Origin of the sequence: Sporosalibacterium faouarense (genome assembly GCF_016765695.1) — a bacterium.
GTDB classification, from domain to species: domain Bacteria; phylum Bacillota; class Clostridia; order Tissierellales; family VENL01; genus Sporosalibacterium; species Sporosalibacterium faouarense.
This window is the reverse complement of sequence record NZ_JAETGO010000089.1, coordinates 128,416-153,723: the sequence shown is the minus strand read 5'-3', so window position 1 is coordinate 153,723 and position 25,308 is coordinate 128,416. Positions and strand designations below refer to the sequence as shown.

Annotated in this window: 28 protein-coding genes; 12 read left to right on the top strand and 16 right to left on the bottom strand. The window is 28.8% G+C overall.

Features of this window, described 5'->3' with window-relative positions; all coding sequences use genetic code 11:
• Window positions 1-35: 35 nt before the first annotated feature.
• The 8 genes from JMO20_RS17275 (at window position 36) to xerA (ending at window position 6,096) form a co-directional block, all read left to right on the top strand.
• Window positions 36-422, top strand: a complete 387-nt coding sequence (locus tag JMO20_RS17275) for a (deoxy)nucleoside triphosphate pyrophosphohydrolase (RefSeq protein ID WP_202710949.1) — start codon at window positions 36-38, stop codon at window positions 420-422.
• A gap of 109 nt (window positions 423-531) precedes the next feature.
• The gene (locus tag JMO20_RS17270; RefSeq protein WP_202710948.1) at window positions 532-828 is read left to right on the top strand and encodes a hypothetical protein; all 297 of its coding nucleotides are present in this window, start codon (window positions 532-534) and stop codon (window positions 826-828) included.
• A gap of 180 nt (window positions 829-1,008) precedes the next feature.
• Window positions 1,009-1,299 (top strand): hypothetical protein, encoded by a 291-nt coding sequence (locus JMO20_RS17265; RefSeq protein WP_202710947.1) that lies wholly within the window; start codon window positions 1,009-1,011, stop codon window positions 1,297-1,299.
• A 44-nt stretch (window positions 1,300-1,343) separates the two neighbouring features.
• Complete coding sequence (locus JMO20_RS17260; RefSeq protein ID WP_202710946.1) at window positions 1,344-1,955, top strand: hypothetical protein; 612 nt, start codon at window positions 1,344-1,346, stop codon at window positions 1,953-1,955.
• 169 nt (window positions 1,956-2,124) lie between these two features.
• Window positions 2,125-2,574 (top strand): hypothetical protein, encoded by a 450-nt coding sequence (locus tag JMO20_RS17255; protein WP_202710945.1) that lies wholly within the window; start codon window positions 2,125-2,127, stop codon window positions 2,572-2,574.
• 205 nt (window positions 2,575-2,779) lie between these two features.
• On the top strand, window positions 2,780-3,544 hold the full coding sequence (locus JMO20_RS17250; protein WP_202710944.1) for a hypothetical protein: 765 nt from the start codon (window positions 2,780-2,782) through the stop codon (window positions 3,542-3,544).
• A 29-nt stretch (window positions 3,545-3,573) separates the two neighbouring features.
• Window positions 3,574-4,083 (top strand): GNAT family N-acetyltransferase, encoded by a 510-nt coding sequence (locus JMO20_RS17245; protein WP_202710943.1) that lies wholly within the window; start codon window positions 3,574-3,576, stop codon window positions 4,081-4,083.
• 1,047 nt (window positions 4,084-5,130) lie between these two features.
• Entirely contained in the window at window positions 5,131-6,096 is a 966-nt protein-coding gene (gene xerA / locus JMO20_RS17240) for a site-specific tyrosine recombinase/integron integrase (protein ID WP_202710942.1), read from the top strand.
• 168 nt (window positions 6,097-6,264) lie between these two features.
• On the opposite strand, the gene JMO20_RS17235 is transcribed toward xerA, so the two are convergent.
• Complete coding sequence (locus tag JMO20_RS17235; RefSeq protein ID WP_202710941.1) at window positions 6,265-6,495, bottom strand: hypothetical protein; 231 nt, start codon at window positions 6,493-6,495, stop codon at window positions 6,265-6,267.
• A gap of 322 nt (window positions 6,496-6,817) precedes the next feature.
• Entirely contained in the window at window positions 6,818-7,126 is a 309-nt protein-coding gene (gene yneA / locus JMO20_RS17230) for a cell division suppressor protein YneA (protein WP_202710940.1), read from the bottom strand.
• Between the two features lie 197 nt (window positions 7,127-7,323).
• Between yneA and lexA the strand changes: the two genes are divergently transcribed.
• Window positions 7,324-7,944, top strand: a complete 621-nt coding sequence (lexA, locus tag JMO20_RS17225; protein WP_202710939.1) for a transcriptional repressor LexA — start codon at window positions 7,324-7,326, stop codon at window positions 7,942-7,944.
• A 105-nt stretch (window positions 7,945-8,049) separates the two neighbouring features.
• Here the strand turns inward: lexA and JMO20_RS17220 are convergent, their stop codons facing one another.
• From JMO20_RS17220 to miaB, 11 genes are all read right to left on the bottom strand, one after another.
• Window positions 8,050-9,342, bottom strand: a complete 1,293-nt coding sequence (locus tag JMO20_RS17220) for a methionine gamma-lyase family protein (protein WP_202710938.1) — start codon at window positions 9,340-9,342, stop codon at window positions 8,050-8,052.
• Between the two features lie 68 nt (window positions 9,343-9,410).
• Complete coding sequence (locus tag JMO20_RS17215) at window positions 9,411-9,593, bottom strand: hypothetical protein (protein WP_202710937.1); 183 nt, start codon at window positions 9,591-9,593, stop codon at window positions 9,411-9,413.
• A complete protein-coding gene (locus JMO20_RS17210; RefSeq protein WP_202710936.1) occupies window positions 9,584-10,186 on the bottom strand; it encodes a hypothetical protein in 603 nt (200 codons plus the stop codon). Before JMO20_RS17210 ends, JMO20_RS17215 begins: the two co-directional genes overlap by 10 nt.
• The gene (locus JMO20_RS17205; protein ID WP_202710935.1) at window positions 10,167-10,766 is read right to left on the bottom strand and encodes a GTPase; all 600 of its coding nucleotides are present in this window, start codon (window positions 10,764-10,766) and stop codon (window positions 10,167-10,169) included. Before JMO20_RS17205 ends, JMO20_RS17210 begins: the two co-directional genes overlap by 20 nt.
• Window positions 10,763-11,704, bottom strand: coding sequence for an AAA family ATPase (locus JMO20_RS17200; RefSeq protein ID WP_202710934.1), 942 nt, complete (start codon window positions 11,702-11,704; stop codon window positions 10,763-10,765). The genes JMO20_RS17205 and JMO20_RS17200 overlap by 4 nt, the downstream gene beginning before the upstream one ends.
• A gap of 189 nt (window positions 11,705-11,893) precedes the next feature.
• On the bottom strand, window positions 11,894-12,130 hold the full coding sequence (gene hfq / locus JMO20_RS17195) for an RNA chaperone Hfq (protein WP_279380168.1): 237 nt from the start codon (window positions 12,128-12,130) through the stop codon (window positions 11,894-11,896).
• 34 nt (window positions 12,131-12,164) lie between these two features.
• Window positions 12,165-13,115 (bottom strand): tRNA (adenosine(37)-N6)-dimethylallyltransferase MiaA, encoded by a 951-nt coding sequence (gene miaA / locus JMO20_RS17190; protein ID WP_202710933.1) that lies wholly within the window; start codon window positions 13,113-13,115, stop codon window positions 12,165-12,167.
• Window positions 13,115-15,103, bottom strand: coding sequence for a DNA mismatch repair endonuclease MutL (gene mutL, locus JMO20_RS17185; protein WP_202710932.1), 1,989 nt, complete (start codon window positions 15,101-15,103; stop codon window positions 13,115-13,117). The genes miaA and mutL overlap by 1 nt, the downstream gene beginning before the upstream one ends.
• A gap of 10 nt (window positions 15,104-15,113) precedes the next feature.
• Entirely contained in the window at window positions 15,114-17,840 is a 2,727-nt protein-coding gene (gene mutS / locus JMO20_RS17180) for a DNA mismatch repair protein MutS (RefSeq protein WP_202710931.1), read from the bottom strand.
• A 79-nt stretch (window positions 17,841-17,919) separates the two neighbouring features.
• On the bottom strand, window positions 17,920-18,321 hold the full coding sequence (locus JMO20_RS17175) for a YlbF/YmcA family competence regulator (RefSeq protein ID WP_202710930.1): 402 nt from the start codon (window positions 18,319-18,321) through the stop codon (window positions 17,920-17,922).
• Window positions 18,314-19,672: a tRNA (N6-isopentenyl adenosine(37)-C2)-methylthiotransferase MiaB gene (gene miaB / locus JMO20_RS17170; RefSeq protein ID WP_202710929.1), complete on the bottom strand. Its 1,359-nt coding sequence runs from the start codon at window positions 19,670-19,672 to the stop codon at window positions 18,314-18,316. The genes JMO20_RS17175 and miaB overlap by 8 nt, the downstream gene beginning before the upstream one ends.
• 575 nt (window positions 19,673-20,247) lie before the next feature.
• Here miaB and JMO20_RS17165 point away from each other — a divergent pair.
• A complete protein-coding gene (locus tag JMO20_RS17165) occupies window positions 20,248-20,661 on the top strand; it encodes a hypothetical protein (RefSeq protein WP_202710928.1) in 414 nt (137 codons plus the stop codon).
• 272 nt (window positions 20,662-20,933) lie between these two features.
• On the opposite strand, the gene JMO20_RS17160 is transcribed toward JMO20_RS17165, so the two are convergent.
• Window positions 20,934-21,479, bottom strand: coding sequence for a GNAT family N-acetyltransferase (locus JMO20_RS17160; protein ID WP_202710927.1), 546 nt, complete (start codon window positions 21,477-21,479; stop codon window positions 20,934-20,936).
• Window positions 21,480-21,726: 247 nt separating this feature from the next.
• On the opposite strand from JMO20_RS17160, the gene JMO20_RS17155 reads away from it, so the two are divergent.
• Window positions 21,727-22,920: a pyridoxal phosphate-dependent aminotransferase gene (locus tag JMO20_RS17155; protein WP_202710926.1), complete on the top strand. Its 1,194-nt coding sequence runs from the start codon at window positions 21,727-21,729 to the stop codon at window positions 22,918-22,920.
• A 62-nt stretch (window positions 22,921-22,982) separates the two neighbouring features.
• On the opposite strand, the gene JMO20_RS17150 is transcribed toward JMO20_RS17155, so the two are convergent.
• Together JMO20_RS17150 and JMO20_RS17145 are read right to left on the bottom strand one after the other, a co-directional pair.
• Entirely contained in the window at window positions 22,983-23,132 is a 150-nt protein-coding gene (locus JMO20_RS17150; protein WP_202710925.1) for a hypothetical protein, read from the bottom strand.
• Between the two features lie 219 nt (window positions 23,133-23,351).
• On the bottom strand, window positions 23,352-24,125 hold the full coding sequence (locus JMO20_RS17145; RefSeq protein WP_207753543.1) for a hypothetical protein: 774 nt from the start codon (window positions 24,123-24,125) through the stop codon (window positions 23,352-23,354).
• A gap of 102 nt (window positions 24,126-24,227) precedes the next feature.
• Between JMO20_RS17145 and JMO20_RS17140 the strand changes: the two genes are divergently transcribed.
• Window positions 24,228-25,307: a potassium channel family protein gene (locus tag JMO20_RS17140; RefSeq protein ID WP_202710923.1), complete on the top strand. Its 1,080-nt coding sequence runs from the start codon at window positions 24,228-24,230 to the stop codon at window positions 25,305-25,307.
• Window position 25,308 lies beyond the last annotated feature (1 nt).

Genomic DNA, 25,308 nt, shown 5'->3' with positions numbered 1-25,308 from the left:
AATATAATAAGTATATAGTGTGGAAGGAGAAAGAAATGATTGAAGTAGTTGCAGGGATATTAATAAATAGTAAGAATGAAGTGTTGATTGCCAAGAGAAAGAGTGGTAAACACCTTGAGGGCTTTTGGGAATTTCCTGGAGGTAAAATGGAAAAAGGAGAGGATCCTAAAGAAAGCTTAAGACGTGAGCTGATGGAAGAAATGAGTATTCATGTTGATGTAGAGGATTTCTTATGTGAGAGTATTTATGACTATGGTGATAAAGTCATTAAGCTGATTGGATATAAAGGAAGAATAGCAAGAGGTGATATACATCTAGTAGATCATGACGAATTTAGATGGGTTGATAGAGAATATTTACTCAATTATAAACTAGCCCCCGCTGATATACCATTGGTTGAAGAATTAGTATATAATGACTAGAAGCTAATAAATACATTTATTAATGGAAATTATTTGCTAATTTTACAAAAGTTTATTATTATGTTTATATAGATAATATATTTAGATAATTTAAAAGGGGGATATGATTATGTCTAATTTTAATGATGATGGACGCTTTGATAACAATATGGGTTCATTCCAAAATCAAAATAATCAGTATGGAAATGATGTTAATTATACTTATAATGGAGATGGTGATGAGGTTAGTATTGGAACTTGGGTACTAATCTTAATTGGAACAGGGATTCCTATCGTTAATATAATTGTATTGTTATTCTTAGCTTTTGGGTCTAGTAATACAACTTTAAAGAATTATGGTAAAGCAGGACTTATAATGGCTTGTGTTGCAATATTGCTAGTTGGCTGTGCAAATATTATTTCATAATAGAGTAAATAGTACAACTTTAAAATGATATCAGCTTATATATGAGGTCTTTCGATTTATTTTTGAAGGGCTTTTTAATATTAAATCGAATTACTTTTCTGTTATATCGATATAATACGACAAATTTTTAACTTAAATCATGATACAATTAACAAAAGAAATAATAGAGGAGTAATTTTTATGGAAAAGACGTCAAACTTTGTTGCTACATGGGGTGAAAAGAGACTTAAGGGAAGGAAACGCTATATTATTATAGATTATATTTTACCTAATATTTATTTTATGGCAATCATACATCCTATTTTCACATCTATTTTTAAGTTTAGTTTTAATTTTATTTTTACGAGGAGTTATTTTCGAGAATATATCGGTACAGTCGTACTTTCAGGAGTACTAATTGGTGTTAGTGGTGGACTGTCACAATGGAATAAAAACGAGAAAAAGTATTTTAATTCTACTGACGATATGTAGTAGAAAAAAGTATAATTAGATATAAATGAATTGGGGGAGATAGAATGGAAAACACTTCAGGACACGGAGAATATACTTCTGTTCCACCAGGAGTGAGTAAATGGAATTGGGGAGCATTTTGGTTAACTTGGATTTGGGGATTAGCAAACAAATCATATATAGCTTTATTAGCGTTTTTACCAATTGTAAATATTATAATTCCGTTTTATTTGGGAGCTAAAGGTAATGAATTAGCTTGGAAAAATAAGACATGGTATGATATAGATGATCTACATAGAACACAGAGAAAGTGGGCAATAGCTGGATGGGTTGTAGCGATCTTTATAATTTCTCTCATCATTATTAATGTAACTTTAGAGCATAGGGAGATGAAAAAAACTCAGGAATATACTAATGAAATTATTCAAGCTATTGAAAATAATGAGGAAGCGACAGACTTTATTGGTAGTGATATTAAGAATGTTAATAGTTTTAATCTTTCTAGAAGACAACCTACAATTGGAGCTAGACAAGAGTCTTATACTTTGCTAATTCAATCGAACAAAGGCATATTTATGGTTAGTGGATATTTTGATGATAATAGAAACATTCAAAGATTAAAAATTTCTGAGTTTGGAAATGAGTCTACCAATAAAATAGAAATTAACTTAGAATAATTTTAAAATTTAACTAGATTAAGGAGCACATAGATTTTGGATATTAAGAAATAGTTTATTTTTAGGGGGAGTTAAAATAAATGAAAGAAAAATAGCACTAATTTCATTAAAGGTATTAGCAATTTACATATTTGTACAAGCTTTAAGAAATATTTCTTCAATTATAACGATGTCGATAGTACCATATTTGAGTAATGGGAATCACTTTGAAATTACTAGTTCGTTACTGCTTTATTCATTAGTTCCTACAGTAGTAATGATAGTTTTGGGATTAATATTATGGATTGGATCGGGAAAAATTAGTTTTTATATAGTTCCTGAAAATGAATTAGAAAAGGAATGTAAAGAAATTAATTATAAAGAATTGCAAGTCCTTACGTTTTCAGTAGTAGGGTTAATAATATTAACGAATGTACTACCCAATATTATAGAGGAAATTTCAAATCTAATTTTATTAAAGAAGAACTATGCTTTGACTAATTTTAATACTAGGTTTAAAGCCATATTTAATATGATAGAATTAATTGTTGAGGTAATAATTGGCCTTTTATTATTAATAAAGTCAAGAGGAATAGTAGTATTATTAAAAAAGGTTCAAAACGCAGGAGTTAATAAGTAATAAACTAAAAAAACTCTTGATCTTTTAGAAAATTATGATCCTGAGGCGGCTTGGTCATTAGAAGTTAAGCCTGAGGAAATAAAAGAATCAATTGTACTCTTAAAGAAGAATCAATTTATTTAATAGAAATGTTGTGTAATAAATTATTTAAAGCTATTTTATCTATTATAACTATATCGCAAGTGTGAAGGGAATGAATTAATAGATGGATTATATTGTTGAATTGATTTTATTTATACTAATTGTTGTTATTTTAATATTTAGTCCAGATATAAGGTTGTTTTTAATAAAGAAAGTAAGCACACCTTATTTTATAAAAAAAGCATTTATAAAGCTTAGAAAAGGAAAACAGGATATCTTTATTTTAGGTACTATTTCAGATGAACATTTAGAAAATGATAGGTACTCATTACTACATATAGATGCAGTGATTAGAAATTTAAGGCCTGATATATTGTTATTAGAAAATAGACCTGAAGAAATAGAACGTGATAATCTGGCTGATGGTTCGATAGAAATGTTGTTTGGAGCTTTAACTGCTAAAGAATTGGGTATTGACTTTGATGGAATTGATTGGTGGATAGAGAATGATATAAAACCAGGAGAAATGAGCAGTGAAAGAACGATTAAAATAAAATCAAATATTTTAAAGAAATCTAAAGGTTATAGTAAGGTTTTAATTTTAGCTGAATACTCAAATATAAATAAAATTATAGCAGGAATGAGAAAAGAAAGTTATTCAAGAGTTAAAATGGATAATATTGAAAGAGATAATATATTAAAAACTAAGTCAACTAAACTGATATTTCCAAAGGGCATGAAATATTATTTGAAAAAAAGAATTGAGATAGAAAGAGAAGCTGCTGAGTTAACCCCTAGTGCAGATTGGAGAATAGCATATTTAGATAGTGCAGATGCTAGAGAAGACCTTATAAATACTGTAAATAAAATAGGTGAAAAGGATATTTAATAGAGAATGAAATTTAGGGGTGGTAAAAGATGATTGAAACTAAAAGACTTATTTTGCGTGAAATGACTAGTAAAGATTTAGATGAATTGTCCAGAATTTTAACTGATCCAAGAACTATGAAGTTTTGGGAAAAACCATTTAGTATTAACCAAGTGGAAAATTGGATAGAAAGAAATATAAAAGCATACAAGCAATATGGATATGGACGATGGCTAGTTTGCTTAAAGGAAGAGAATAGAGTTATAGGTGATGTTGGTTTTTTGGTTGTTGACATTAATGATAAGGTTGAAAATGATTTAGGGTATATTATTCATGCTGATTATTGGAATAAGGGTTATGGAAAGGAAGCTGCTGAAGCTTGTTTAAATTATGGCTTTACAAAGTTAGGTATGAAAAGAATTATTGCAAATATGGCATGGGATCATTACTCTTCAATTAAATTAGCTAAAAAAATTGGAATGAAAGAAGAAAATGAGTTTATAAATAAAAGAAATCGAGGAATTTTAACTTATTTATATTCTATAGAAAAAGAAGTATAACATAAATATATTATGTAAAGAAAAAGAGATTTGATTTGCAAATTTAAATTTTATAAATTAAAGATATTAATAAAAAATATGCTTCTTTGTAGTAAAGGTTTTGAATTATAAAATTGTTATTACAATATGGAGCATTTTTTTATTTATTATGAAGTGAAAAAGAATGTCGTTAAATGATTTGAATTAATGAATGAAATTTTCTTATCAAAAAATACACTAGTAGTTTTCTATCCTAAATATTATTCGACATTTGGGCAGCTGTTTATACTAATTTTGTTAGAAGTAGATCTTGTAGTATTAATAAATAAATTTATTAATAAAATTAACAATTAAAGTTGAAGAAAATTAAGGAAATTCAAGAATGACAAGCATAAACAGACTATAACTAAAATATTTAAATTAGACAACCTATAGCATTATAAATGCGCTAAAAACCCTTTAGAAGAGAAAATGAAGGGTCGATATTTTTAGAAAGTGTAATAAAATGTAAATAATTGTATTATTATGCTATTGATTTAAATTCTAACTTAAGATACGTGAAATAAGTAGACTATAAAATGATTATGTATACTAAACTGGTTTTATAATTACAAACTTGCATAATATAAGTGATTATTAATTGATTATTGTATAAGTGTTTAATGAATTTAATAATGAGATATGATAGTAGGCAATAAAATGTAATAATATGTAAAATTGTAGATATTAAAGGGAAGCATCAATAAAATGTCGAATATTAACTGAAGTGAAAATGGTCGAAATGTCGATTTAAGATATTCATCGGACTAATTTAATAATAAAGAATGCAAATAATGATGAAAATTAACGATTAAATTATAGGATAAAGAATAAATAAACTTAAATTATTAAAATAAGAACTAATTTGAAGGTGAAATAGATAAAATTACTAAAAATCTTAAAAAAATAATGAAAAATAGAAGGAAAATCCTTATAAATATCGAATATTTTATTATACAAAATGTATATTTTGCGACATTGGAGCAAAAAAGTAACAAATTTAGGTAATATCTAGGAGGTTTTGATAAAATGGACGATACACCAATATTGCTTGAAGACTTTCTCAACTATATCGAGACAATCAGAGGAAAATCTTCTAATACTGTAAGAGAATATCATTATGATCTTAGAACATTCTTTAAGTTTTTAAAAGTGAGATATCGAATAGTTACTAAAAGTACAGATTTTGAAGAGATTGATATTAGTGATATTGACATTAATATTATAAAAAGAGTTAATATCCAAGACTTATATGCATTCATATCATACGTAGATAAGGAAAGAAATAATCATAATCATGCTAAGGCCCGTAAAGTAGCAAGTCTACGTTCTTTCTTTAAGTACCTACATTCTAAGGTGAGATTAATTGATGAGAACCCTGCCCTGGATTTGGAATCACCCAAGACCGATTCCAGGCATCCTGTGTACTTAACTTTAGAAGAAGCTAAACAGTTATTAGAAGCTATTGATGGTCAGTTTAAAGAAAGAGATTATGCGATTATAACTCTATTTCTTAACTGTGGAATGAGACTTTCTGAATTAGTTAGTATTGATATAGATAAGATTAAGGGAGATACCCTCACGGTTATTGGTAAAGGTAATAAAGAAAGAACTATTTATCTTAATGATGCATGCATCAATGCTTTAGATAATTATTTGAAGGTTAGACCTAGTGATGGCAAAGATAAAAAAGCATTATTTATAAGTAGAAAGAAAAATCGTCTTAGTCCTAAAGCTGTTCAGTATATGGTGAAAAAGTATGTGAAATTAGCTGGTCTTGATTCAGAAAAATACTCGCCTCATAAGCTTAGACATACAGCTGCTACACTTATGTACAAGCATGGTAATGTTGATATAAGAGCTCTTCAGCAGATATTAGGTCATGAGAATGTTTCTACTACTCAGATTTATACTCATATTGATGATGAGCGTTTAAGGAAAGCAGTTAAGAGTAATCCACTATCTTCTATCAGTCAAAATGATAGCAATGAATAAATAAGCTTTAAATTACATATTAATCTTAGTTGGTTACTTTTAACTTTTGATTTATTTATATGTTTGATATTAAAACCAAGATGCTTTTAATCCGGTTAGAGCTTCTTGGTTTTATCTTTCTGAAATATATTTTTGAAATATAAATATATATTTACGACTCAGAGTTATCTATCTCCTTAAGTTTTCTAATGTTGTTTTAGCTTCAGGAGATTTGTCGAAAACTTTGTTAAGTTTATCACAAGGATAATCTATACAAGTGCTGCAGTTTTTTACATTTAGCTTAGAACCACACTTTTCTTTTGTAATCTTAGCTTTTTCTTCGATGTTATTGTTAATAGTAGCTTGGTATACTGGACATTCATGACATTTAATTCTACAATATGCTGTTACTTCAGTCATGCTTTTATCCCCCATTCTTTTATTTAAATTTAAGCAAAATTATAATATATGTATAATCTAATAATATCAGAACATATGTTCATGTTCGATAAGAAGATTAGCATAATCATAATATAGTAAAAATTGTATTATTGCTATTCTACAGGTATCAACACATGATTATGACATATTATTCCGACATAAAATATCGACAATTACTTTCGACATCATGAAATTACAGCGATTCCTATTTTATTTCGACAAATATAAAAACTTGGATCATACATATCTATTGACTATGATAATCCAAGCTTTTAATATATTTTGATGAAAGGGGTGCCATTTAATTAGTAGGTATCTTAATTACATCTCCTGTTCTTATAGATGCATCCTCCATGCTATTGAACTTCATTATCTCATAAACCACTTTTCTTGTATCATGGTTATGGGGATTATTTTTTCTGGCTATATGCCAAAGGGTATCTCCACTTTGTATAGTAATCTCTTTCCATGTCTTATATGTAGAACTGTAGGCTTTATCTAATTTGAAGATACCTCCCATTATTATGCTTAAGAATAATAGTACAATAGTAACAAATATAATAAATCTAGTTTTATTTACGATGACAAGTTTAGTATTTTTTTCACTCATAAAATCACCCTCCAAGAACGTTTGTTCGACCTTTAATTATATTATAAAAGAACGTACGTTCTAAGTCAATAACTTTTTTTGAAAATTTTTCTTATGCATATAAATTATTCTAATATTTCAACAATATCGAACGAATGTTTGATTATATACCGAACATATGATATAATATTTGTAAAATAAATATGTGGGGTGCTGCTATGTATGAAGATTTATCTGAAAAGCAAATAAGAATTCTAAATTTTATAAAAAATGAGATTCAGACCAAAGGATATCCCCCTGCAGTTAGAGAAATCTGCAAGGCGGTTAATCTTAGGTCTACTTCCACAGTTCATGGGCACTTATCTAAACTTGAAGATAAAGGATACATAAGAAAAGATCCTACTAAGCCTAGAGCTATAGAGATATTAGATAAAGATAATGAAGGAATACTTCCTAGAAAAGAAATAGTTGATGTACCTATTGTTGGTAAGGTTACAGCAGGTCAACCTGTTCTAGCAGTTGAAAATATTGAAGATACTTTCCCTGTTCCGGTTAATTTTGTTGAGAACACTTCTGCTTTTATGCTTAGTGTTGAAGGTGAAAGTATGATTGAAGCTGGTATCTTGGATGGTGACTATGTACTAGTAAAACAACAAAATGTTGCTAGTAATGGAGATATAGTAGTTGCTCTTTTAGAAGATGAAGCTACAGTGAAAAGATTCTATAAGGAGAAAAATTATATAAGATTGCAACCAGAAAATCAATCTATGGACCCTATTATATCAACCGATGTTAAGATTTTAGGTAAAGTTGTTGGTGTATTTAGATCTTTAAAATAAAAAGAATGGTGAATTTAAAGTATTCACCATTCTTTTTATTTATTATTGGAACAATTAATTTTAACATTATTTATTAAAATATTACTAAAATCAAATATATTTAATCTATAATTTCACTAGATTGTTTGTAACTAAATTATCTAAGCTTTTAATAACTCCAAGTTTGCAATGTTCATATGTTAATCCACCTTGATAATAAGCAATGTATGGTTCTCTGATAGGTGCATCTGCACTTAATTCAATTGATGATCCTTGTATAAATCCACCAGCAGCCATTATAACCTCATCTTCGTAACCTGGCATTGCCCAAGGTTGAGGTAACACATAAGAATCAACTGGAGATGCAGCTTGAATTCCCTGACAGAACTTAATAACGCTATCTTTATTCTTAAATTCTATTCCTTGTATTATATCACTTCTTTCATCATCTAAATCAGGTATAACTCTAAATCCCAGAGACTTATAGGCTATAGCTGTTAGCAATGCTCCCTTACGAGCTTCTGCTACGACATTTGGAGCTAAGAATAATCCTTGAAGAGTTGTTCTTGTTGTACCAAATGTCAGTCCACACTCCTTGCCTATTCCAGGAGCAGTACTTCTATTTGCAACTAACTCTATTAAATCTCTTTTACCAGCTATATAGCCCCCAGTTAAAGCTAGTCCTCCACCTGGATTCTTAATTAGCGAACCAGCTATAATATCAACACCAATCTCAGTTGGTTCAATTTTGTCTAAAAATTCACCATAGCAATTATCTACCATAATAACTATATCTTTATGTTCAGCTTTAATAGATTCAACCGCTCTCTTTATTTCATCTAAAGTTATAGCTTTTCTATCACTATATCCAGTAGATCTTTGAATCAGTATTAACTTAGTCTTTTCATTTATACTTCTTAGTGTCGTCTTAATATCAATATTGCCGTCACTATCTAAAGGTATTTCGTTGTATTCAAGTCCATAATCTTTAAGACTACCCTTAGAATCTCCCTTAATACCAATTACTTTTTGTAATGTGTCATAGGGGCTACCTGTTATTGATAATAGTTCTTCTCCTGGTCTTACTATAGCCGAAATTGTCAAGGTTATTGCGTGGGTCCCAGATACAATGGTTGGTCTTACTAGGGAGTCTTCTGTATTAAATATATATGAATAGATCTCCTCTACTTTATCTCTACCAACATCATCATAGCCATATCCAGTAGTCCAACCAAAGTGTGTAGCATTTAATTTAGCCTTTTGCATAGCAGCAATAACTTTATATTGATTGTATTCTTTAATTTCATTGATTGCATTGAATTTATCCTTTATTAGCTTCTCTTTATCATTGACATAGTCCACTATTTTACTATTAACACCATATAGTTCACATAATATATTTATAGTATCCTTATTCATAATAATCTCCTCTTTATGTATAGTTATATTTTATCTCATTTGTCCTAAGTATTTTATCATACCTTTTTTTATTCATCAATTGGCTTATTGCAAATGGGACATTTTTTTAATTTATGTATTTTTCTTTTCATTTCTATGGGAGCATAACTTACGCCTTCTTCATAACCTTGTTTATATCCTACCCTTCTACCTACACTGTATCCTAATAGAACTAGTAATAATATAATAATTATGTAAGTAATTATATCCATCTAGGCTCATCCCTTTCATCTAAAATTCTCTTAGTAAAGAAAAATTCTATGGCTTGTAAGGCAAAGAAAACTATAATAGAAATTATAAACTTTTTAAAGTCTAACTTAAGAGCGGCCAGTATTAAAATAAGATTTAAAAGGATAACTTCAATAAATCCAAATTCTAAAATGAAATTTTTATTATTAAAGTATCTATCCTTTCTTATATCTATTATATCATCTGTAAGTTGAATAATTGAAATTATAACTAATGATGAAAGAAGTTCATGAAAACCTAATAAAAGTGAAAAAATTACTGCTATTATCAGTGATTCTTGATATCCTTTTAACTTAAATGACAATTTTCTATTCCCATCCTTAAACATTCCTACCATATAAGCTGATGAAATTAGGGAAACAGTTACTTTAATATCTAAAGAGCATGCCATAGACAGAATTATTAAAGAATAAGGAAGAAGGCCTCTATTCATATTATTAACTAAAAACGAGTCACCTTCTTGATCTAAATCTATATAATCATCCATAAGTTTAATTACTACTCCCGTTAGTAAAACTGCGATAATATACTTAATATCAAATAGACCTAATAACAAAAGCTTTCACCTCATCAAAACCTTTTTTATATAGCGCGGAAATTGGTATCATAAATTGCTTAGGATATTCTTGTCTTAGGGTATGCAACCCTATCTTATCTTTATCTAAGTCAATTTTGTTTGGAATCAGGACATAACCTTTTCTATTCCTACCATATTCTATAATTTGTCTATCAATTTCACTTAAAGTATTATTATCAATTAGTAAAGCAATATCAAGCATATGTAGTATTATATCAGCTTCTTGAATCTTTTCTAAGGTTTGTATTATTCCATTTCGAACGCTTAACTTGGGATGAATACCATCTATTAATCCACTGGTATCAAGAAGAGTAATTTCCTTCTTTCCTTTATATACAGGCAAATCTATGCAAATAGATTGAATACATTGAGTTTTATATTCTCTGTCGGAAGAAAGGTAACTTTTAGCTAAATCAGTAGACATTTCTTTACTCAACTTTTTGCCATCTGGATACTCTTGCTTTAATACTATTTTTTTTAAGCCTATATATTCCGCAAAATTTATCATAAATAAGGTCTTTCCAGCATTGGTTTTTCCAACAATAATTGACTTTTTCAATATTTATCATTCCCTTCTATATCAACAGCTTTTAAATATAAAAGGTCATCTTTAGAAATATATTTTTGTCTTTTTAATCTTAAGGCCTGTTTTCTTATAGATTTTTCAATGATATTTCTCATAAGCCTTGCATTACCACTATTATAGGAATCATTGTATTTTACTAGGATTTGCTTAAGCTTATTTACAGCTGTATTTGTTAACTTATATTCTCTATTCTTAGCCATGATTAGTCCAATCTCAATCAATTCTTCAACACTATAATCTTTAAAATCCACATGTATTGGAAATCTAGATTTTAGTCCCGGATTAGTTCTAAGAAAATCTTCCATCTCATAATCATAACCTGCCAGTATTAGAATTAAATTATCTTTATTGTCCTCCATAGATTTTACTAGTGCATCAATAGCTTCTTTTCCAAAGTCTTTTTCTCCACCTCTAGCTAGGGAGTAGGCTTCATCTATAAACAGTATTCCACCCAGAGCTTTTTTTACCTGCTGACGTACCTTAAGGGCTGTGTGCCCTATATATTCTCCAACTATATCTGCTCTTTCTATTTCGATTAAATGTCCTTTCTCCAGAACTCCCATTTCTTTAAATAAGCGGCCTATTATTCTAGCTACAGTTGTTTTCCCAGTACCTGGATTACCCTTAAAAACCATATGAAGAACTACAGGTTCTGTTAATAGGTTTTCTTTTTTTCTTTTACCTTGTATTTCTACAAAAGCCATTATTTCGTCTATAAGTTCCTTAACATTTCTTAAGCCAACTAGATTATGTAGCTCAGATAAGATTAAGTCAATACTATCATTGTCTTCTATCTTTTTATTACTACGCGCTTTACTTAATTCTTTAGAATCACTATTAAACAACTGGTCGAAGGTATGATTTAGGCTGACTTTACCTACCCTGTATAAATTTAATATTTCATTATCCATAATATCACCTCGTATCACCTCAAAAAAGTTGCTATTATTATAATATGCTATAAATATGAAAAAAGTGATAGTCCACTTTTCTTTTTTGATAGATGATAGAGTTTTTTTATTACAAATAAAATGTTGAAGGAGAGTTTAGATTTTAGTTACTAAAAAAGGACCTCTTATTGAGATCCCTAAATATACTTATCAATCATTATTGTTTCTATTCATAAAATTAACATCAATACTAGGTGATATCGTTGATATAGCATGTTTATAAATTAATTGCTGTTTACCTTCACTACTTAAAACAATTGTATAATTGTCAAATCCTTTTACATACCCCTTAAGCTGATATCCATTAACTAAAAAAATTGTTATAGAAATGTTCTCCTTTCTTACTTTGTTAAGAAAAATATCTTGTAGATTAATATTATTTTTCAAAATTATCCCCTCCATTAAATTATATAAGAAAAAGTTATTCTAATTCTAATTTTTTCTCTACATACTCTGTTATTTCTTTTACAATCTCCCCTTGGCTATCAAATTCATCAACCATAACCCACTTTATTCTTTTATCTCTCCTGAACCATGTTAATTGTCGTTTTGCAAACCTCCTAGAATCTCTTTTTAGTATTTCAATTGCTTCATCATATGTATATTCACCATTTAAATAACTTATTATTTCTTTATAACCTAGTCCTTGTAATGAAGTTAAGTTCTTGTCATATCCTTTATCTAATAATGATTTTACTTCATCTATAAGACCTGATTCAAGCATGATATCAACTCTTTTATTAATTCGGTCGTATAGTTTTTTACGATCCATATTTAATCCAATCATTACAATATTATAATCATCATTTGGTTGCCTAAAGTTCTTATAATATTTAGACATAGGATTACCAGTTTCATGATAGATTTCCAATGCTCTTACAAGTCTCTTTGTGTCATTAATATGGATTCTTTCTGCTGACTCTGGGTCAATCTTTTTAAGCTTCTTAACTAAAACCTCATTGCCATGAATTTCAGCCTCATTTAAATATTCTTCCCTTAATTGTGGATTTGAAACGGCATTTGTAAAATCCAAATTATAAACTAATGAATTGATATATAATCCTGTACCTCCTACAACCATAGGAAGCTTTCCCTTACTATATATTTTTTCTATATATTCATTAGCTTTATCTTGAAAATCAGAAACACTAAAATCTTCATCGGGTAAAATCTCTCCTACCATGTAATGTTCAATATTCTCCATTTCATCCTCTGTAACCTTAGCAGTTCCAATATCCATATATTCATAAATCTGCATTGAATCAGCAGATATAATTTCTCCATTTAAATTTTGTGCTACTTTAATTGATGTACTTGTTTTACCAACAGCTGTTGGACCAATAAGTACTAATAATGGTATTTTCCCACTCATTACATCACCCTTTTAAACTTTTTCTCTAGTTCGTATTTTGTCATTTTTACTATTATAGGTCTACCATGGGGGCAAGTAAAAGGCTGTTCAGCTTTTCTTAAGTCAGAAATAAGTTGACTAACTTCTATTTCCTTAATCTGATGACCTGCCTTAATAGCACTAGTACATGCCATCTTCATGATTTTTTCAACCCTTAAGTCATATCCACTACCGATATTCTCATTTAAATTATCAAGAATATCAAGAAATAATTTTTTAGAATCTGGTTCTCCAAAAACTAAAGGTACTCCTCTAAGGATAATTGAACCAGTACCAAAACTTTCAACTAAAAAACCTAGCTTTTCAAATGTTTTTATATTCTCGTTTATAAGCTGTACTTCACTATGGGTTAATTCTATTATATTTGGTGCTAATAACTCTTGTATTACAACATTTTCATCATTAAATTGATTCCTTAGCTTTTCATACATAATCCTTTCATGAGCAGCATGTTGGTCAATCATATAAAAAACTTCATTTACTTTATCTTGAGCTAAAATATAAGTGTCAAATAGATTTCCAATTATATTTAACTCAGGGATTATAATTTTTCTTTCTTTTTTCTGATTGTTTCTTTCTAAATTATAATAATCTACTTTATTTTCTTCAAATACAGGTGATTCTTGTTCGGAAATAGTAGAAGATAAAGAATCAATAGGCAAGCTAGCTTTATCTGAAATTAAACTAGTATTTGCATCACCATCATAGTTAATAGTTATAATATCTTGGTTTGTTAGCTTTTCTTCGTTTATCTGTTGATTAATTGAATCTCCTCTTGTCTTACTTGCTTTACTTTCATTAGTATCAGTACCCGAGTTATCTCTTTTCACATTATTAATATCTATATTAGACTTCTCTTTTATTTTATTAATCGGCTTAGCTAAAGTATCAATAAAATTTTTCTGTTCTCCGTTATCTTTCTTTTTCTTGTACCCTATACTGATCTCTGGAATCAAATTTTCTTGCTTTAAAGTATCTTTAATCACATTATTTATAACTGAATAAATTTTATTTGCATTATCAAATCTAATCTCAGTTTTAGTTGGATGAACGTTTACGTCAATTTGATTTCCATTAAGCTCTAGAAAGATTATAAAAATAGGAAACCTATTTATAGGTATTAAAGATTTATATGCATCCTCAACAACCTTTGAAAGATTATCATCCTTTATATATCTCCCATTTACAAATAAATACTGATGGCCTCTATTACCTCTAGTGAAAGAGGGATTAGAAATCATTCCTTTTATCTTTATATCTTCACCATTATAATTAATTTTAAACAAAGATTTAGTAAATTCTTTACCAAATAAACTATATATAGTTGCTTTCATATCTCCATTACCTGGAGTTTTAAGAATAAGCTTGTTGTCCTTAATATATTTAAAAGATATATTAGGATTGCTTAATGCCAATTTGTATACAATATTACTAATTTGAGATCCTTCAGCGTTATCACTTTTTAAAAACTTTTTCCTTACAGGAACGTTATAAAAAAGATTCTTCACTATTATAGTAGTTCCATTGGGGCATCCAACATCTTTCTTATTTGCAACTTGCCCACCCTGCAAATTAGCTTGTGTACCTGTAGCATCATTCTGAGTTTTCGTGACAATCTCTAATAGAGAGACAGCAGATATACTAGCCAATGCTTCACCTCTGAATCCTAGAGATCTAACAACTTCTAAATCATCCACAGAGTTTATTTTACTGGTTGAATGTCTTAAGAAGGCAATGTCTAAATCATTTCTATTAATACCAGAACCATTATCTGTCACTCTAATATATTTTTTGCCACCAGCTTTAATCTCTATTATTATTGATGTAGAATTAGCATCTATTGAATTTTCAACTAACTCTTTAATGACTGAAGAGGGTCTTTCAACAACCTCACCAGCAGCAATTTTATTTATAGTTTTTTCGTCTAATCGTTTTATTAAGTTAGACATAATATCTCTCCTATATATCCCTAGATTTGTTTACTAATTCATAAAGAATATTAATAGCATCAAGTGGTGTAACGTTCATCATATCAATATTCTTTAACTTATCTAATACCTGTTTTTCCTTTACATTAAACATATCTAATTGGAATTCACTACTTTTTTCTTCTATTTTTTCACTATTATCAATTTCTTTAATTTCTTCATTTTGATCTGGTTTATAAGCATTGGGAGTTATAACTTTACTATTTAATTCATCTTCCTTAGTAATACTACACTCTTGCAGAATTTCTGATTTATTTATATCTCTTTTCTCTAATTCAGCGAGTATTTCTTTTGCTCTATCTATTACTGGGTTAGGTACACCAGCTAGCCTTGCCACTTCAATACCGTAGCTTTTATCAGCTCCACCTCTTTTTATCTTTCTTAAGAATATAATATCTTTTCCCTTTTCTTGAACATGAATCTTATAGTTTATAACTCCATCAATTTTGCCTTCTAGCTCAGTAAGCTCATGATAGTGAGTGGCAAATAAGGTTTTAGCACCGATTTTCGATTTCTCACTAATGTATTCAACCACAGACCAAGCAATGCTTAATCCATCATAGGTACTTGTTCCTCTTCCTATTTCATCTAATATTATAAGACTATTCTTAGTGCCATTATTTAAAATATTGGCTACCTCACTCATCTCTACCATAAAAGTACTTTGTCCATGGGCTAAATTATCAGAGGCTCCAACCCTCGTGAAGATTTTATCTACTATTCCTATATTAGCTTCCTCAGCTGGTACAAAGCTTCCTATCTGACTCATTAGTGTTATTAGAGCTACTTGTCTCATATATGTTGATTTACCTGCCATGTTTGGGCCGGTAATAATAGAGATTCTGTTTTTGTTATCATCTAAATGAGTGTCATTTGGGACGAATAACTCATCATTCAACATCTTTTCCACTACAGGATGACGTCCACCTATTATATCTATTGTACCCTCTTCTTTCATTGTAGGCTTAATATAATTATTTTTATAGGCTACTTCAGCTAAAGAATTTAGAACATCAATTGTTGAAATTATTTTAGAAGTCTTTTGTATTCGTTTTATTTCTGACTTTATTTTATTTCTAATTTCAAGGAATATACTGTATTCTAGAGCAGTCATCTTTTCCTCAGAACCAAGAATTTTAGATTCCATTTCCTTTAGTTCAGGAGTGATGTATCTCTCCGAATTTGCTAAGGTTTGCTTTCTAATATAGTCATCTGGAACCAAGCTCATATTGGATTTTGTAACTTCAAGATAGTATCCAAAAACTTTATTAAACCCGACCTTTAGAGATTTAATACCTGTTCTTTTTCGTTCAGTACTTTGAAGATTTGATAACCATTCCTTACCTTTAGTTGCACCTTCTCTTAAAGCTTTTAAATCTTCGTTATAGTCGGTTTTGATTATGCCACCTTCTTTTACTGCCAGAGGTGGATCTTCTAATATTGAATCTTCTATAAGGTCGTGTACATCTTCCAAGGTATCCATTTCATTAGCCAGCTTATTTAAACTAGGGTAATCTGGGTCGCTTAATAGAGCTTTAAGCTCAGGTATAATAGAAATCGAACCTTTTAATGCAATTAAATCTCTAGCATTACAATTACCATAAGCTATTCTTCCCATAAGTCTTTCAATGTCATAAACTTTTTTTAATAGCTCTTTTATTTCATCCATTAAGAATATATTATTTACCAATGTTTCTACTGATTCAAGTCTATTAGTGATAGTTTGCAATTTTAGTAGAGGTTCTTGAATCCACTTTTTAAGTAGTCTACCGCCCATTGCGGTTGATGTTTTATCTAAGACCCATAATAGGGAGCCTCTTTTACTCTTATCCCTCATAGTTTCAGTTAACTCTAAGTTCCTCCTAGTATTAATATCTATAACCATAAAATTACTAATTCTATAGGTAGAAATATTATTTATATGATCTAAAGTAGTTTTCTGTGTTTCATTTAGGTACTCTATAAGGGCTCCAGTTGAAGAAACTGCAAAATTTCTATTTTTTAAGCCAAAACCGTCTAGACTAATAACTGACAGTTGATTTTTAATCTTATCTCTAGCGAATTCAGTATCAAAGGCCCAATCTTCATATTTTTTGATAACAATATTAAATCTCTTTTCAATTTCATTAACCAAATCTTTTTTCTTATAAAAGAATTCATTGGCTATGATCTCTGTTGGACCAATCTTAGCTAGCTCATCAATTAATAGATTTGAAGCGCTACTCATATTATCAATTAAATCCGTTGTGAATAAATCTCCTGTAGAAATATCTACATATGATATTCCACATCCATTCTCATTCATATAAACGCAACATAAATAATTGTTATCTTTTTCGTCTAGTACCTTAACGTCAGTAATAGTACCAGGTGTTATGATTCTCACTACATCTCTTTTTACAATACCCTTTGCTTGAGAAGGATCTTCAACTTGCTCACAAATAGCTACATTATAGCCTTTTTTTACTAGTTTAGATATGTAAGAGTCTGCTGAGTGGTATGGAACACCACACATTGGTGCCTTTTCTTCTTGTCCACATTCTCTGCCTGTCAAAGCTATTTCTAGCTCTCTAGAAGCTAAAAGTGCATCATCGAAAAACATTTCATAAAAGTCACCTAATCTAAAGAAAAGGATAGAATCCTTATTTTTATTTTTAATATCCATATATTGTTGCATCATTGGTGTTAATTTAGCCAAATTTATTCCCTCCAATTTCTATATGCATATACATATTATAACATAACAAAAAGTTGTAATAAAACGGCTAAGAATTAACTTAGCCGTTTTTATGACAACCACTGCAACCACTACAACCGCTTTTCTTTTGATTATTGCCAGTCATGTAGTTTATTATATCATTTATATCTTTTATAAGCTTATCATATTTTTTTTGACATTCATATTGATAGTTAATCACTTCGTTATTATCAATTTCTTTCTTTAAATCCTTTAATTCAGCCATTAAACTCTCTTCTTCTTCGAGATTTCGGTCTTTTTTAGATACTAGGTTACTATATTCCTTCATTTTTGAATTATAGCTATCTAATAAATCAGAAGCCTTATCATTTAAGAATTGCTTTTCAGCTTCCTTAAGCTCAGAATATTCCTTTGAATTAATAATAGCTGAGCCTAACTCCCTAGCTTTATCTAAAGGATTAGAATAGTTATTTTTATTCATTTATTATATGCCCCTCTAATGTCCATGTTTTAGCCTCATCTATTTTAACATTCACTAATTGTCCTATAAGATCCTTTGTCCCTGCAAAGTGAACTAACTTATTAGTACGAGTTCTACCACTTAAAACATCATCATTATTTTTACTCACATTTTCTATAAGAACTTCTACTACTTCATTTACATAATGTTGATTTGCTTCGTGACTTAGAGGACGAAGGGTATCTAACAGTCTTTGGAATCTTTCTCTCTTTATGTCATCAGGAACTTGATTTTCCATATCTGCAGCAGGTGTGCCTTCCCTAATAGAATATAAGAATGTAAAGGCTGAATCGAAGCCTACCTTTCTTACTACATCTAAAGTTTCTTCAAAATCTTCATCAGTTTCTCCTGGGAAGCCCACTATTATATCAGTGGTTATTGATACATTAGGTACTTCTTCTTTAAGTCTTCCTACTATCTCTAAGTACTTTTCCTTAGTATATTTTCTATTCATAATTTTTAATACTCTATTGCTTCCTGCTTGGAATGGTAAGTGGAAATGCTCACAAACAGTATCACAATCCCTCATAGCATAGATAAGCTCTTCAGAAAGGTCTTTAGGATGAGATGTCATGAATCTAACTCTCTCTACACCTTCAATTTTATCAATCATACGTAAGAGTTCTGCAAAGGTTACTTTGTTTTCTAATGTTTTGCCATAGGAATTAACATTTTGACCAAGTAGAGTTATCTCTTTATAGCCTTCCTTTGCTAATTTCTCAATTTCCTTTACTATATCTTCTGGGTTTCTACTACGCTCTCTACCTCTAGTATAAGGAACTATACAATATGAACAGAAGTTGTTACAACCGTACATTATATTAACGAAAGCTTTAAAACCATGCTTTCTATGGGCAGGTAATCCTTCAACTATCTCTCCACCATCTTCCCATACGTCCACGATCATCTTAGAGGTTTGATTGTGATTTGCAATAAATTCTGGTAGTTTGTGTAAGTTATGTGTACCAAATAAGATATCTACAAATCTATATTTCTGTTTAATTACATCTCTTACTTCTTTTTTCTGCATCATACAACCTGAAACTGCTATTATTAAATCGGGCTTATCTCTCTTAAGCGCTTTAAGCTCACCAAGGTTTCCATAAACCTTTAGCTCAGCATTTTCACGTACCAAGCAAGTATTATATATGATTAAATCTGTATGTTGAATGTCATCAGTATTGACATAACCCATTTCTTCAAGCATTCCTGCCATCTTCTCAGAGTCATGCTCGTTCATTTGACAACCCCAAGTAACAATTGTATATTTCTTTTGATTTTTATCTTGGGTATTATTTATATTATTTTGCAATGCTAGTCCTCCTTAACTTCTTATATACTTAGTTTAACTAATATTGAAATTAATTATATCAGAAAAGAATAAAAAATAAAACATTGTATAAGAAGTATCAATGAAAGATTATAAGTTCATGTAAAATAAACAAGGTGCTTTATTAAAACTGTTAGATTTTTTACTTATAAATTATTAATATAGAAGAAATATATACGACAGATAACATTTACTATAGGAAATAATTAATATAAATATTATTCCCGTGGAAATAGTGAGATTTCAACGTTTCCTCGCAATTAGTGACAGCAAATTTATATAAATCTATCTTCACTATAAACTTTTGTCGAAGTTTAATATTTTAGTATACTATATATAAGGATATTAGCTAAATTAAAGGTTATATGTTAATTTATTTAAAATAAAAGATTAGCCTAAATCATGAGGTGAATTATTCGGAAGTTACCTCTTAAGCTTTTGATTTCTAATATTTTTTATTTTGTTTAAATAAGAAAATATTTTTTAAATAAATCTCATAGATTACTTTTTATGATAAAATTATATATATTAGATATTACAATGCAGGAGGTAAAGGTATGAAACCACATGTTTTTATTCGAAAAAAAGATTTAATAGTTTTACTATTTTTATTATTACTCCTATCAAATTTCTTTTTCTATAGCAAATATCAATTATTAAAGAATGATTTAGGTTATGACTTTAGAATTGCTCGGAGGGTAAACATAGCTGTTTCTGAAGATTCTATAGAACCTATTATTGAATTATCTTCAGTAAAAGATAAAAATTTTTTCAATAACATTCTTAAAGAAATTAATACACATATCTCTAATAGATATCAAGTAGAAAATTATGTTGTTATTAAATATGATAACAGAAATACTTTAATGCTTAGGGTTACAGAGAATTCAGCAGGAACACATTTAATAGAAGATATATTTTTTTTAGATGACGATACTTCATATAAGCTTATGCATAACTCTCCTAAGTAAGTTTCTAATCAACCCAAAATAGTTCATATTGAATTTGCATAAACATTTACTCAAAACTAATTATCATTTAATTACATATTTTCTATTAGTAGGAATTAGATAAGGTGAAAAGTTCATAGCAATCAATCCTATTTAGTTATTTTGATAAATATGAATAAAATCAATACTAAGTAAAGTAAAAAAAGTATCCTTAGTTTATATGGGATACTTTTTTGATATAAGAAGAATAGTATTCTAATAATCCTCAAGTATGTAATTCTTTATTTAGTAATCTATAATGTTTTACTTAATACTACACTATTGTAATTTGTGACACCCCAGTTTATTGTCTCAATATATCTATATCTTCTACTTTTATAGTAATCTATCAAATGATAAGCAGTTTCAGCAGTGTCTAAAGCTATTTCCTTTATGCCATCCATCTTCTTAGCTTCATCTTCAATTAAACTCATCATTCTACTTCCTATTCCAAATCTTTGTAACTCTGGGAGAACGGCAAACTGACCTATTTTTGCAACAAAATCATTGCTATACCATTTACAGTTATCAGAAGGCTTTGGAGTATATATAGAAATCGTTGAGATTATTTTATTTTCCCATAAACCAATAATACATCTATATGCATTATTTACTCTTAACAAAGTTACGTCATCGTCTTGATAGGATGCAACATATTTAAGTCCTATATCTGCCAATGATTTATATGCTTTATTTAATAATATTGTTATTTCATTTATAGAATCCTCTTTTGAAAGATAACGAAATACGACTTTCTTGTTATTATCAAAAATTAAGTCACTAATATAATTCTGATTCATAAAATTCCTCCTTTAGTTTCTAATATACTTAGTTTCTAATATAATGAATTATAACATAAATTTGTATATATAGTATATCTATGTTAATTATAAAAAGTAATTTATTAGATAAAACTTCTAATATAAGAAAAGATTATTACATTAGAGAACTTAAAAATTTTAGTTTTTTGTAACTATTATTTCCAAATGAATTATGTTATTATAGTAGTGTAAAAAGGAGATTTATTTATGAAAAGGAGGCTTTTTAATGCAATTTTCACAAAGAATTACATCAATGCAAGAATCACCTATTAGAAAATTAGTTCCAATAGCAGAGGAAGCTAAGAAAAATGGGAAAAAGGTTTATCACTTAAATATCGGACAACCAGATATTCCAACTCCAGATGCTTTCTTTGATGCTGTTAAGAATTTTGATGAGGATGTATTAGCGTATTCTTTCTCTCAAGGGATTCCTGAGCTAATTGACAGCTTTATTGAATATTATAAAAAATATGATATTCATTTTGATAAGGATGAAATATTAATAACTAATGGTGGTAGTGAAGCTTTACTATTCTCTTTACTAACAATATGTGATCATGGAGATGAAGTTTTGATACCAGAGCCATTCTACACAAACTATAATGGTTTTGGAAACTCAGCTGGAGTTAATGTTGTACCAATAACTACAAAAGCTGAGGATGGATTTCATTTGCCAAGTAAAGAGGTTATTGAAAAGTTGATTACTCCTAAAACAAAGGCAATAGTTTTATCCAATCCTGGAAATCCAACTGGTGCTATATATTCAAAAGAAGAAATCTATATGCTTAGGAATATAGCCAAGGAAAACGATTTATATATACTTGCTGATGAAGTATATAGAGAATTTGTTTATGATGGATTTGAATACATGAGTTTTGCACATTTAGATGATATAGCTGATAGAGTTATTATTACAGACAGTATTTCTAAAAGATACAGTGCATGTGGAGCTAGAATTGGTTCTATAGCTTCAAAGAATAAAGACCTAATGAAGCAAATACTTAAGCTTTGCCAAAGTAGACTATGTGTTCCTACTATTGAGCAAATTGGTGCAGCAGCTTTAGTAAGTGTTACAGATGAGTACTTTACAGAAGTTGTTGAAGAATACAAAAAAAGAAGAGACATCGTATTCAATGCATTAAACGATATGGATGGAGTTCTTTGTAAAAAGCCTCACGGAGCTTTCTATATAATAGCTAAGCTTCCAGTAGAAGATGCAGAAGACTTTGTAGTTTGGTTGTTAAGAGACTTTGATATAGATAATGAAACTGTAATGATGGCCCCTGCTGAAGGATTTTATGCAACTAAGGGGTTAGGAAAAGATGAAGTTAGAATATCTTATGTATTAAATGAAAATAATTTGAAAAAATCAATGGAGATAATTAAAAAAGGTTTGGAAGTTTATAATAGTCAAAAATAAGCAAAAAAAAATAACCTTTTAGGTTAGAGGAAGTGGATACTTCCTCTTTTCTTATGTCATAATTAATGTTCCTGTCTTAATGCCCTTTCGTAAATTTCACATTTCTCACTATTGCAATAACCATCAATATTATGAATACAAGTTATTGCGCCACATTTTTTTAATCGGCTAGTAATCTCGGTATTACCATTATTAAGTAAGTTCTTTTTCATTTACGTTCCCCCTCTTATATTTATTACTAACTATATTATATCATCATAAGAAGATTATGTCAATCAAATTCTCAAAAAAATGCAATATTACCACACTAACATTGCAATAATTGATACATTTTACGTAAAATTAACCTGAATATGAATGTTAGTTGTAGATAAATTGCATTTCTTTGTCTTACTATTATATTTATGTTAATTTAATAAAATTAGAACCATCTAGTCCATAAAGTCTTCCATTTCAAAACGTCTACCTTCTGAATATTCTAATACTGAGATTATTCTTTTTTTCAAAATGTCAGTATCCTTTGTGAAGATTTTTTCATGACTATTGTTTCCTTTATGATTTAATGTAACTCCCACACCTTCACTTTCATCCATTAGTCTTAGATAACCTTTTTCATATAACTTAATATTTGCCAATACTAAAGTTGGAAAATTTAAAGCTTCTATTTCACTTACTATATCTTCATCGGCATTATCATACTCATATCTGACAAAGCTTGAAATGATTAGTATAAGTTTAGTTAGTGTTACTTCGTCAAAATAATATTCTGATAGTTTATTAGTAGAAATACAGTCAGATAAAAAACGTTTTATTTCAAGCTTAGGATAAATCCATAAAATTCCTTCATTCTTTTTATCTTTTATAGGTACATCAAATTGATAAAATTTATTAATAAACCTCATAATATATAGTAGGTCACCTTCTGATAACAAAACTTTATTAGTTTTGTATTCTTGATAGGACCTATATGCTATATAACTCATAGCTAAAACAGCTAATAATTGATCTCTTTCCTGTACATCATATTTTAAAATATAGTAATCATCAGCTTTTACAGGAAAAGCTTCTGAGTTATTCATAATATAAGCAATTTCAAAAAAACTAAATACTTCTTTTTTGATTGGATCAATATTTTCTGTATATATCTTTTTATAAAGTGATATTTCTTTAGGTAAAGAAACTGTTTCTTTCATTTTGGAAGTCATACATATCTCCTTTCCTGTCACACTATTAGTTTTTGGAATTGAAAATATTTTATATCAAAATATTTTTGTAAAGGTTTGTAAAATGTGGTTTAAGATAATCTCTTGTTTTACTCTAATATATTTTATTTATTACATATTAAGAGGGTGTTGAAAATTATAAATTTATTCACATTTTTAAAAAAAATACATGTATCGATGGTAGCAGCTAAGTTCTACAAATCTTTACTTATAGTTATAGTATTCATTGTTCTGTGCTCAGTGCTATTTTATCAAGTTGAACATGTTGAAAATCCAAATATTAAAGGACTTGATGATTCACTTTGGTGGGGTTTTGTTACAAGTACAACTGTTGGGTATGGAGACATTTATCCTATGACATCAATAGGCCGTATTATAGCCATGGTAGTAATGTTAATAGGAATTGGGATATTTGGATTTATAACTGCTTCTGTTGCATCTATTTTGGTTGAAAAAAATTTAAAGAAAGGAATGGGTCTATTGGATGTTAAGTTTGAGAATCATATAGTTATTATTGGATGGAATTTTAGGTCAAAGTCTATTATTGAAGAATTGATAAATGAAGATGAAGATATAAAGATTGCATTAATCGATAGGATAGATAGCAATCCTTATGATAGTAAGAATATATCATATATAAAAGGCGATCCATGGAATGATAAAGTATTGACTAGAGCAAACATTCAAAAAGCAAAAATAGCTATTGTATTAGGGGATAAAGAAAAAAATAATGATGAGCTTACCGATGGAAAATCAGTACTAACTTGTCTTGCTATTGACAGATTAAATCCTGATATTTATCTTGTTACAGAGGTAATAAACCATGAAAATGTTGTCCATTTTGAAAGAGCTAATGTTAATGACTTTATTGTAAGCAATCAAATAGAAAGCAAAATTTTAGTAAGAAGTGTACTATACAAAGGTGTGAATAAAGCCTTTAAGGAGTTGATTACTAACTCCTATGGAAATGAGATATATGAGGTTGAAATTGAACCAAAATATATAGGGCAAAGTTACGAAGATATAATAAAAGAATTTCTTTCTATAAATGCAACAGTTATTGGTTTTTTTAGAAATGGAGAAACTTATTTAAATCCTTCTAGAAATGTAGTGTTAAAAGAAGAGGATCACTTAATATATATTGCGTCTAAAAAATTAATATAAA